Source organism: Photorhabdus kleinii (genome assembly GCF_025384885.1).
GTDB classification, from domain to species: Bacteria; Pseudomonadota; Gammaproteobacteria; order Enterobacterales; family Enterobacteriaceae; genus Photorhabdus; species Photorhabdus kayaii.
In genome coordinates, this window is the sequence record NZ_JAJAFY010000012.1 from 81683 (window position 1) to 92673 (window position 10991).

The 10991-nt window shown below is 44.3% G+C and carries 9 protein-coding genes; 1 reads left to right on the forward strand and 8 read right to left on the reverse strand.

Going from position 1 to position 10991, the window contains the following annotated elements:
* Nucleotides 1-77 precede the first annotated feature (77 nt).
* Nucleotides 78-287, forward strand: coding sequence for a type II toxin-antitoxin system HicB family antitoxin (locus LG003_RS08825; protein ID WP_240000731.1), 210 nt, complete (start codon nucleotides 78-80; stop codon nucleotides 285-287).
* 251 nt (nucleotides 288-538) lie between these two features.
* Here the strand turns inward: LG003_RS08825 and LG003_RS08830 are convergent, their stop codons facing one another.
* The 8 genes from LG003_RS08830 to LG003_RS08865 all read right to left on the reverse strand — a co-directional run bounded on the left by LG003_RS08830 (nucleotide 539) and on the right by LG003_RS08865 (nucleotide 9349).
* On the reverse strand, nucleotides 539-850 hold the full coding sequence (locus tag LG003_RS08830; protein ID WP_112877059.1) for a helix-turn-helix domain-containing protein: 312 nt from the start codon (nucleotides 848-850) through the stop codon (nucleotides 539-541).
* Nucleotides 847-1179, reverse strand: coding sequence for a type II toxin-antitoxin system RelE/ParE family toxin (locus LG003_RS08835; protein WP_112877058.1), 333 nt, complete (start codon nucleotides 1177-1179; stop codon nucleotides 847-849). The genes LG003_RS08830 and LG003_RS08835 overlap by 4 nt, the downstream gene beginning before the upstream one ends.
* Before the next feature lie 181 nt (nucleotides 1180-1360).
* On the reverse strand, nucleotides 1361-2416 hold the full coding sequence (gene fbpC, locus LG003_RS08840) for a ferric ABC transporter ATP-binding protein (protein ID WP_262980553.1): 1056 nt from the start codon (nucleotides 2414-2416) through the stop codon (nucleotides 1361-1363).
* A 15-nt stretch (nucleotides 2417-2431) separates the two neighbouring features.
* Nucleotides 2432-4510, reverse strand: coding sequence for an ABC transporter permease (locus LG003_RS08845; RefSeq protein WP_262980554.1), 2079 nt, complete (start codon nucleotides 4508-4510; stop codon nucleotides 2432-2434).
* 71 nt (nucleotides 4511-4581) lie between these two features.
* The gene (locus LG003_RS08850; RefSeq protein WP_112877055.1) at nucleotides 4582-5613 is read right to left on the reverse strand and encodes an ABC transporter substrate-binding protein; all 1032 of its coding nucleotides are present in this window, start codon (nucleotides 5611-5613) and stop codon (nucleotides 4582-4584) included.
* Between the two features lie 17 nt (nucleotides 5614-5630).
* Nucleotides 5631-6962 (reverse strand): MFS transporter family glucose-6-phosphate receptor UhpC, encoded by a 1332-nt coding sequence (uhpC, locus tag LG003_RS08855; protein ID WP_262980555.1) that lies wholly within the window; start codon nucleotides 6960-6962, stop codon nucleotides 5631-5633.
* A 213-nt stretch (nucleotides 6963-7175) separates the two neighbouring features.
* Nucleotides 7176-8720, reverse strand: a complete 1545-nt coding sequence (locus LG003_RS08860; protein WP_112877053.1) for an MASE1 domain-containing sensor histidine kinase — start codon at nucleotides 8718-8720, stop codon at nucleotides 7176-7178.
* Nucleotides 8717-9349 (reverse strand): response regulator transcription factor, encoded by a 633-nt coding sequence (locus tag LG003_RS08865; RefSeq protein ID WP_112877052.1) that lies wholly within the window; start codon nucleotides 9347-9349, stop codon nucleotides 8717-8719. The genes LG003_RS08860 and LG003_RS08865 overlap by 4 nt, the downstream gene beginning before the upstream one ends.
* Nucleotides 9350-10991 lie beyond the last annotated feature (1642 nt).

Sequence of the window (10991 nt, forward strand, 5' to 3'; positions counted from 1 at the left end):
TAATATTTAATCAGGAATCTGGTAAATTTATTTCTATTATTTGCCAGGTTCTTGCTGTTTTAATTGGGGATTGAGATATGATGAACAGTACATTAAAAATTGCCGGCCATGTGGCTGTTGTCACTTTTGACCTAGAAATAGAGATGTTTCGCGGTGAGTTTGTCGGGTTAAGTGGTGGTGCTGACTTTTACGCTTATAACATTGGTGAGTTGAAGGAAGAGGGCGTTAAATCTCTGGTTATCTTCTTTGATGAGTGTAAAAAAGACGGCATAGAACCTTACAAGTAAAACTTTACAAATTGTATAGTGGCAAAGTTAGCACAGGTTTGTCACCAGAGCGTCACCGGGCGTTTGCTATTACTGCACAAGCATCAATCAATCTATCAATGAACTGCTTATTGCCTGAATGGGCAATTGGCGCATAGCTTCTTCAAGCGGAAGGATTATTGGTTTTTCACAATCAGCCCGCTACGGCATGGGAGCTGTCAGGTAAAAGTGAAATTCAGCGCATTAAGCACGGGATCTCACTTTTGCAAGGATTAAACGGCGGGTAACTCGGTTAAAGCGACTTCCGGCTCGCTTATCTCAATATGCCGAATATACAGACCTGCATGAGCCATCATTGCAATCAGTTTATCCACACTGAAAAGCTGTATTTTCCCTCTGGCAAGTTCTGAAACACGGGGTTGGGTAATCCCTAACATTCTGGCGGCTTCAGCCTGGGTAAATCCCCTTTTTGCTATCCATTCATTGAGCATATTCATTAGCTGCGCTCGGATCTTCATGTTTTCGGCTTGTTCCGATGTATCACTGATCGCGTCCCATACGTTTTCAAAAGTCTGTATTTTCATAATTTCCGTTCCTGTATAAGTGCTTTAAAGCGTTTTCTGGCAAGCTCCACATCCTGCTTACTGGTCGCCTGTGTTTTCTTTTGAAAGCAGTGCAGTACATAAACAGCTTCTTCAAATCTAGCGATATACATCGCCCGATAAATACCGCTTTCGTCCCTTACACGAATTTCGCGAACGCCAGTTCCTACAATAGTTAATGGCTTCCAGTCATCTGGCTCCAGCCCCTGTTGCACACGATCAAGCTGAAACCCAATGTTCTGTCTGGCGTCTTCGGGAAAAGACCGTAAATCGTCAAGGCTGCTATCGATAAAACTAAGATGTTTCCGCATTTGATATCCATTATACTAAATTTTGTATATCCAATCATACGTTTTTTTGTATATAAGGCTAGGATAATCTTAAAAATAAAAAATGAGGGCGTTGATTTGGTCATTGAAAAACATTCTTGAGGGTTACAGGCCGCCAACTGGCGGCCTCTTGATCGGAAAGTCAGGATTTTTTGCAATCAAATTAACGGCTGCTTTGCTCTACCAAAATAAACATCCCAAACGGATGAATTTCCAGATAGTAATTATCGCCGACATTGGGTTGCAATTGGGTGGCGTTAATCTGTAATAACAGCGTTTGCCCTTGCCAATCTACTGTGACTTCATATTGTGGCCCCATGTAAGCCACATGGCTGATGGTGCAGCGTTGGCTGATATTTCCATCCCGGTTCAGGGTAATGGCTTCCGGTCTGACGCCTACCGTTACCGATTGTCGGTTGGTGGTAAAGTTTGCTGGTCGCGGCAGGCGATATTGGAAAATCTCGACATAATCAGCACCCAAAGTCGCCGGGAAGATATTGGCATCTCCCATAAAATTTGCCATAAACTCAGATGCTGGCTGGCGATAGAGTGTTTGTGGCGTGCCAATTTGCATGATTTTACCTTTATTCATCACCAGTACCGCATCGGAAACTGCAAATGCCTCACTTTGATCATGAGTAACGTATAGCGAGGTGATATTAAATTGCTGCTGTAATTCGCGGATTTTCTCGCGCATACTGCGGCGCAGATTAGCATCAAGGTTACTCAGCGGTTCATCGAAAAGTAACACTTTAGGTTTGAGGATCAGTGCGCGAGCGAGAGCAACACGCTGTTGCTGCCCGCCAGAGATTTGGTCTACGTAACGATCGTCAAAGCCGCCTAAGTCCACCAGCTCCAGTGCCTCTTTAACCCGTTCGCGTATCTCCGCTTTAGGCCGTCCTAACATTTTCAGCCCGTAGCCAATATTTTCCCCCAGTGACATATGCGGGAATAGGGCATAGGACTGAAATACCATACAGATGTCCCGTTGCTGAATAGAGCGATCTGTAACGTCTTCACCGTCAATGAAAATCTTACCTTCACTAGGTTTCTCCAACCCGGCGACCAGACGCAATACGGTGGTTTTACCGCAGCCGGATGGCCCTAGCAGCGTGACCATATGTCCCTGCGGAATAGATAGTTCCAGATTATCGATCACGGTGTTGCTACCGAACCGTTTGGTTACATTTTTCAGTTCGACAAAATTTTGTTGTGTCATATCGTCACTCCGTGATTACTGTGCATTTTTGGCTTTGGAGCGAGAGATCCGCGCTTCGCCAATCAGATAGTCAAATAAGAAAATAATGGCCAGCATAACCACAATCAGGATCGAGCCATAAGCGATAGCAACCCCGTATTCACCATCTTCCACTCGATTCAGAATATAAGAGGTTGCTACGCGGGTGTCTGGTGTGACCAGGAAGACAATCGCGCTGACGGTGGTAATCGCACGAACAAAGCTGTAGATCAGTGCAGATAAAATCGCCGGACGCAGTAAGGGTAACAGTATATGGAAGATGGTTTTCATCGATCCAGCGCGCAGGCTGAGTGAAGCTTCATCCAGTGATTTATCAATTTGTCCAAGACCGGCAATGCCTGCTCGGATACCTACCGGCACGTTTCGCATGGTCATGGAGATAATGACGATGGCTGCGGTTCCGGTGAGATAAAAAGGTGAATCATTAAAGGCCAGAATGTAGGAAACTCCGGCGACGGTACCCGGTACGGCAAAGCATAGCATGGTGGTGAATTCGATGGTTTTTTTACCGCGAAATTCCTGGCGTACGACAATGTAAGCAATCAATAGACCGAGGATCGCGGTAATGGGGGCGGCGATACCGGCGTAGAGCAGGGTATCCAGTAATGATGGCCATGCGCCATCGTGCAGACCTTGACCGAACAGTTTGATGAAGTTATCTAAGGTCAGAGTGTAATCCACTCCCCAGTTGACGGTGAAACTGCCGTAGAAGATGCTGCCGTATAACAAAATGTTGAACACAACCCAGATAAATAGGATGACACAGACCCCCCAAACCAGCGAAGTTGGCAACGGTTGTACGTCACCACGGTAGGATTTGCCGGAAACCGTGACGTAGGAACGTTTACCAATCCACAGATATTGCACGCAGAAGACCAGTAATGAGAAAACCAGCAGTGAAGCGCCGAGAGTACTGGCGGCCTGATAGTCGAGTTGAGAACCGGTGATATAGAAATAGATCTGGGTCGCCAGTACGTCAAAGCTACCGCCCAGTACCAATGGGTTACTGAAATCTGCCAGCGACTGGACAATGACAATCAGGAAAGCGTTCGCCAGTGCCGGTTTTAACAGCGGAATAAAAACATTGAAGAATGTCTGATAGCGATTGGCTCGCAGAGTATAAGCAGCTTCTTCCAATGAGGGATGGATGGTTTTGATAGCGCCATCAAGGATCATAAATGCCATTGGCGTAAAGGCTAGAACTTGCGCCAGCCAGATGCCGGTAAAGCCATACAGCCAGTTGGTGTTGGTTAGGCCAAACCAGGTTGCCATAAATTCAGTGATATAACCGGAACGGCCCATCATTAGGGTGACGCCTAAACCAACCACAAACGGTGGCGTTACGATGGGTAAGATAGAGAATACCCGGCCAATAATGGCGGAACGGCGGGCGATTCTGGCGGTATAAATTGCCAGTACCAGCCCGAAGAAAGTGCAACCTATACCAACGGCTAGAGAGAGCAGAATGGAGTTGATGATAACCTGAATAATATGTGCCTGCCCCAGGATCGATATAAAAGCAAATGGGGCAAACTGACCGGCATCATCCGTAAACATCGGAATAAAGATGGCAATACTCGGATAAAGGATAAATATGCCGATTAGGGCAATAACCGCGACCAATGAGCCGATAACAAAACTGTCACCACCAAGCCATTCAAGGCGAGACAGAGCCAGAGTAATAATCGCGCCCAGTGAGATAAACAGGAAAATCGTCGAGTAGCCTAGCCCACGACCGATAATAGCTGCGCTAATAACCACAAATAGAGCGCATAATAAAGCATAACCAGCGTCAAAATAGTGGCGTCGATGTTGATTGCGGTTTGCTGGTGTCAGTGGGCGTAGTAGTAGCACTGAGGGTAACAGGAACCACAGTAAACTGATGTTTAATCTGTTCCAGCCATAGGCGGCAAGAAGTTCATCTTGAGTAGAGTCGAATAGGCCGTAGTCCAGGCTCCATGATGGCAAAAGCGCGAAGGCCAGCCACATTAGAGCAATCCACCAGAACACGGCATCCTGCTTCTGTCTGATAGGCAGGGTAAATGCGTGAGACATAATTTCCTTCCATTTTATTATTATTGTGAGATAGCTTCTTAAGGGCGGAGGTGATCCGCCCTTGACTGACTTTATTTAGCCATTTTCACTTCTGTCACCCATTTGGTAATTAACTCTTTGCGTACATCACTGGCGCCATATTTATCCATATCGTAATTAATCAGTTTCAGATCGGATAATTTAAGCGCCAAAGGAGAAGCTTTCGCCTTGGTATTGGTCAGGATCTGATAAGCTTTTCCTTTCTTCCAACTCAATTCCTGAGCTTCTTTGGATAACACCCAGTCAACAAACAGTTTGGCGTTGTCCATATTGCGGGCATTTTTGATGATACTTACGCCGCCGATTTCATAACCGGTACTTTCACATGGCGCGATAAGTTTTAGTGGGGCGCCATTTTCTACTTCCAATGAGTAATCATGCAGGAAACCGATACCAATCGCGGATTCGCCGCGAGCGGCATTTCGTGCTGGGGCAATACCGGATTTGGTGTACTGAGAAATGTTGACGTTTAGTTTTTTCAGGTAATCAAATGCCTGATCTTTGCCCCATAACTGAACAAAGGTTGCTAACGCGGTGTAAGCGGTGCCTGAACTTTGAGGATCGGCAATCTGAATTTCGCCTTTATATATCGGTTTGGTGAGATCTTTCCAGCAGGTTGGAATCGGCAGATTTTTCTCTTTTAGACGTTCAGTGTTGACGCCATAGCCGAGAATACCGACGTAAACGGCGGAGCTGTAGTTGCCTTTACGTTTAGCCGGGTCGCGGAACTGTGGCATGATTTGTGTCAGATTAGGGGATTTATAAGGTTCTAGTAGATCCATCTCTCCCGCTTGAGATTGCGGGTCCAGAGTCCCGCCGTACCAGATATCTGCTTGTGGATTGCGTTTTTCGGCTTCAATTTTTGCCAGAGTACTGCCTGAACCGTTACGGACAAAAGTGGTTTTTACATTATATTTTTCACCGAATGCTCTGGTTTCAGTTTCACACAAGGCGTTAGTCGCGCTGCAATAAACGATCAAACGTCCGGCGGCCTGAGCACTGTTGGTAAATGCAGCAACGGCCAGACCGGCTGCAATAAGTGTAGAGAGAGGTTTCAGTTTCATTATTTTGTCCTTAGTATTCAAAACTGCTTATTATTAGAAAGTAGCGAGGCTACCCTTGCCATATGTTCCCTTTTACCAACGTCTGCCATTAACAGTGGCATCAACAGCAAACCCATCATGGCGGCTGCGGCGGTGAGCAGGGCAAACATCCCTGACCAGCCATAGTGGGCAACCACCTGACTTAGTGGCCAGCCTGCGATTGCTGCGCCTAGGTAGGCGTACAATCCCAGATAACCCGTGACGGTGCCGGCAGCTTGTTTATGGCAATATTCCGTTGCTGCCAGCCCAATCAGCATTTGCGGGCCAAATACAAAAAAACCGATACTGAAAAAACAGACTGCCAACAGCGCATAGTGATGAATGGGAGTGAGCCACAATGCGGTGACAGTCACGAATAGCCCAAGAGCAAACAGGAGAATCATTGGGGCGCGTTGGCCGCGGAACAGTAAATCAGATCCCCAACCGGAAAACAGAGCGCCGGTTAAACCACCGAGTTCAAACAGCGAGAGCGTCGCATTGGCACTGAGCAGATTGGCGCCATGTGTTTCTGACAACCACAAGTTTCCCCAATCGTTAATCGCCATTCTGATGAGATAGACCAGAATGTAGGAGCATCCTAGCAACCAGATAGTTCTGTTAATTAAGATGGTATCCCGTAGTATCTGCATCATCGGCATGGGGTGCGATAGCTGTTCATGTCGAAGCTCCAGTGAATCCTGCCGCCACTGCCCCACACTGGGCAAACCGTGCTGTTGTGGGGTGCCACATAACTGATGGCAGAGCCAGATGCCTAATAAAATGCCAATAATTCCCGGCATCATCAGCGCTGTTTGCCAGCCGTAAGTTGTCGCCAGAAAAGCGGACAACATCGGGACGGTAATACCGACGATATTAATGGAGGTATTCCAGTATCCCCACCAGAAGCCGCGTTCATTGCGGGAGTACCAGTGTGTCAGTAATCTGGCGCAGGGGGGCCATCCCCAGCCCTGAAAGAAGCCGTTCAGTGTCCAGATGATCAGCAGTGCAGAAAATGATGAGCAGAAAGCAAAGATAATGTTTAACACACCTGTCATCACTAATCCGGCACCCATAAACCAGCGATAACCGGTGTGATCATGAAATACACCAGAAATAAATTTTGAGCTGCCGTAAGTCAGATAGAACAGAGTGGTTATCCAGCCGATATGCCCTTTATCCAATCCCAGTTCCAACTGCATAACCGGCATAACAAAGTTGAAGCTTTTTCGCGTCAGATAAAATGCGGCATAGCCAATGATCATGGAAATCAGCAAACGGCTGCGCCAGCGGTGATAGTGTTGTGAAATCTGTTTCTGGCTGGTGGCTTGCATACCCGGCTCCTCCATGAAAATGAAATATACCCGTTATCTTTCAAGTTGCCTCTTTGTTGGCGGCACTCACTCACCCCGGTCACATCGTTATCTATGCTCCCGGGGATTCGCTCCCTTGCCGTCGCGATCCATCTTGAAATCCATAGGGTATATAAAGAAAGGTTGATGAAAATGGATGGGATAAGGTTTTAGGAAACTAAGAATAATTCCTAGTTATGCCTGATTTTCATCGGAATTTGTGGGCAGCTTAACAATTATGCGTGTGCCGTTATCATTACTTAACTGCCAATCTCCACCTAACGCGCGGATACGTTCTTCAATACCTTGGAGGCCAAATCCACCTTTTCTTTTATCTTCTGTAATGCCGATGCCGTTATCACTGATTCTGAGTTCGATCACATCCCGGTGTTGCCGCAGGATGATAGCGATTCGAGTCGCTTTGGCATGTTTACTAACGTTGTTCAGTAACTCTTGAACCAGACGGTAAAGGGTAAAAACCACCGTTTCATTGGTTGGATTTTGAGGAAGCTGGTAGTCCAACCGACAATCAATATGTTGTTCTTTAAACGCAAATTCATGGATCAGATGGTGAAGCGCTTTTTCTAAGGACATCTCTTCCAAAACCGGTGGGCGCAATTGGCGTAATAATTGACGGGTGGATTGGTGGATCTGTTGGGCCAGGTTATTGATCTGTTCTGCGATCATTTCTGTTGCCGGGGTGATGGCGGTACGTTTTATCAGCGTTGCCTGAATTTGAATGGCAGTAATATTCTGACCAATTTCATCATGTAACTCGCGGGCAATACTTTTACGAATATCTTCTTCTGTGTGAACCAGCTTCTTCATCAGAGTATGGCGGGCGGTTAGTTCCTGCTCTAAGAGTTCATGGTAACGTTGTAAATTTTCAGCGAGCTGTTGTTGGCGGCTGATTGCTATCCCCAGACCTATGCCTAAGAGGGCCTGAATGGTCAGGAACATTTCCAGTTCGCCTAAATCGTTAAAAGCGCCACTGAATTGCCGAGCTGATGTGATCATTAGGCTCCCTAGTAAAGCCGCCAGTACGCCGCCTTGCCAGCCATAACGGTAGGCCATAAAGACATTAGGGATAAATATGAGAATCACCAAAAGGTTTTCAATTTCTGGTGACATAAAGATCTGGGCGCTTAATCCTAGCAAGCAGAATAGACAACACCACATCAACAAAGAAGGGCGTAACTGAGGATCAGGGTCACTCGGTTGCAGCATATTTTTTAGATGTTGCTGACGTAGATATTCATAGATCAGATAAACAAAAGGTGACAATAAAACTCCACCGGTTAACGAGGTGAGAAACAGGTGGCTGGTGCCGGCAGTCAGCGTAAATCCCAGACAAACAGCCTGCAATACGCTATTGGCGGCTACGCCAGCCAGCAGAATTGAGAGCCGTTGCCAATACAGGGGATAGCGCCACCAGAATTGTTGCACGATAAGGGTGGGTATTAGGCTGAGAAAGGGTGATAACAGAATGATATTGTGAGTAATAAGTTGTTCGCTGCCGAGCCATAGCAGGATAATAATCTCAGTGGCTAATAAGGTGGGCAAGTAACGACGTCCCAGTAGGATAAACAGCGCTAGCCGCAACCCTTGTGGCAGAAGTAGTGCAGCTTGTTGTCCATTGTCATTCAGGTAGAAGCTGATGGTCCACAGAGCAAGCCAGCTCAGCGAATAAAAAATCAGCAGAAAGAGTGATAACAGGCCAAATCGTGATCCTCTGTTCATGGATTCCCCATTGGAATCTGGTGTTGCAGAGCGTAATGAACCAGATCAATGGTGCTATCGCACTGGAGTTTGCTAAGAATATTGGCGCGGTGAACATGAACAGTTTTATGACTGAGATAGAGTTGTTCTGCGATAGTTTTAACATTAATACCATTGATCAGCAGATCAAATATTTCCCGTTCTCTGGGGGTTAGAATTTGCAGTGCTGTAACTTTCTGTGATGTTTGACGCAGTGCTTTTAGTGCATCGGCACACAAATAGCATCCCCCTTGATGTACGGAACGTACTGCCTGTACTAATTCTTCCGGGCCGCATCGTTTGGTGAGATAGCCGCAGGCGCCGGCATCCAATGCGCTTTGTACAAATGCGGTGGTGTCATAAATGCTGAGAATAATGGTACGAAAATCAGGCCGTTTTTGCCGTAACCGAGTGAGCAGGTGCAAACCACTTTCATCCGGTATCGCGATATCCATCACGGCAACATCAATCGGGTTTCTGAGTAAACCCAACCAGGCTTCTTTGGCATTGGCGTATTGCCCGGCGATTTCAAGATCATTTTCAAGCGTGAGTAATTGGGCAAAACCGGAACGGACGACTACGTGGTCGTCAATAAGTGCAACTCTAATCATAAGTTTTAGTTAATAGATAATGGTAAATACAATAACTTCCATGATGTGCAGGAAAGGCTGGTTATGCAAATTAATCAATTAAATCTGCAAGAAAGCTAACAAATTTAGCTATGAATTTATGAGCCACCTTTATGCTCTGAGTACTGGCGTGGCGAAAGCCAGAAAAATGGGGATTAGCAAAAACCGCCGTAAACCCTCGCATTGGGCTAGGATTTACGGGGCAATTGTTAAAAAAGCCTTTTTTATCTGTCAGTGTGGTTTTAAAAGCTGGATAAAGAGGCCAAGCGTACCCCGGAAAAAACAGGTAAAAACTTTAATCATCAAAAGTAAAAAGAATTGATTAAGGATTTTTAAAAGCGGGTAAAAAGTCCGATGTCATGCTGACATTGGAAGAGAAAACATCAGAAAAAACAGGTTCTAAATTGATTAAATAAGGTGAAAAAAAATAACAGCGTTAACCCAATAACAAGAATATACCCGTCATCTTTCAAGCTGCCTATCAGTTTAATGAAAACAAGGACGTTAAATACGATTCAGAAAATGTAAAAACCTTTATTAGATTTACCACAATTAAGTAATAAAAACCTTTCGTTACAATAGATTTACAATTAAAAATAAGCAACCCCTCAGAATGAAAACCGCTGTATAAGCTTATCATATTTTTAACATTACTTTTTTAACTTACATTTCCCTTTTACCGGTGATTAATCAACTAAGGATTAAAAAATAGGCACCACATTAGCCCGCTTTTTAAAAGGTACAGAGTGACTAAAAACAACCTATTCCGTGCTATTTTTAATCCACTTATCGGTAAATCGGTAATACTACACTCCACTTATTTTACATTTACCTAACCAGCTATGACTATTTAAAAAGACAAACAGAGAGGGATTAAACACTTCATTCAACAGACTGATTTAATCAAGAAAATTAAAGTTTTCAGTAGCGTGATTAATGACATTTAGTCGAAATTAACTAACCATTAACCGAAGGTTGAAAAGCAATAATCACGTAAAATAACATTAATAGAATAGATTGACATTAAAGTATTTTTTCACCATCGTTTTACGAAAAAATCAATAAAAATGCGATTAAAGAAGAGATAAAACGATTAATTTAGCTGGATTTAAGCGCTAAAAAAGGAGTTATCCTAAAAAAAACATTAATGGTATCTCTATACTAGAGAACTATTTATTAGTGATTTATAAAGAAAAAAATAAAAGGTGATTATTTATAAAAACCCGCAAAATTGCCAGTAAAACAATGTTAGTAAAACAATGTTAGTAAAACAGTATCAGTAAAAATAAATCGGATATGATTAAATAACTTTCCAAAATGGTGCTACACCTTATCTACTAACAACCCTATGCATAACAATGGGTTGAAGGAAACCATGTGTAACGGAATTATGAAACCTTATTTAACGTTCGTTTAAACGTAAAACCACGATATATCATAATGTTTAAATTTAGCAAAAAGCATATATCCAAAAGATAAAAAATGGTTAAAACCAGATACCGATTAAAACCAGAGGTAAAAAAATGACTTTTAATCACCGTTTAAAACCAGCCCTGGTTTTACGGGTATTTCAATTCAAGGCGTTAGCATTTAATAGTTATGACCGTACCTTTAATCGACAAGC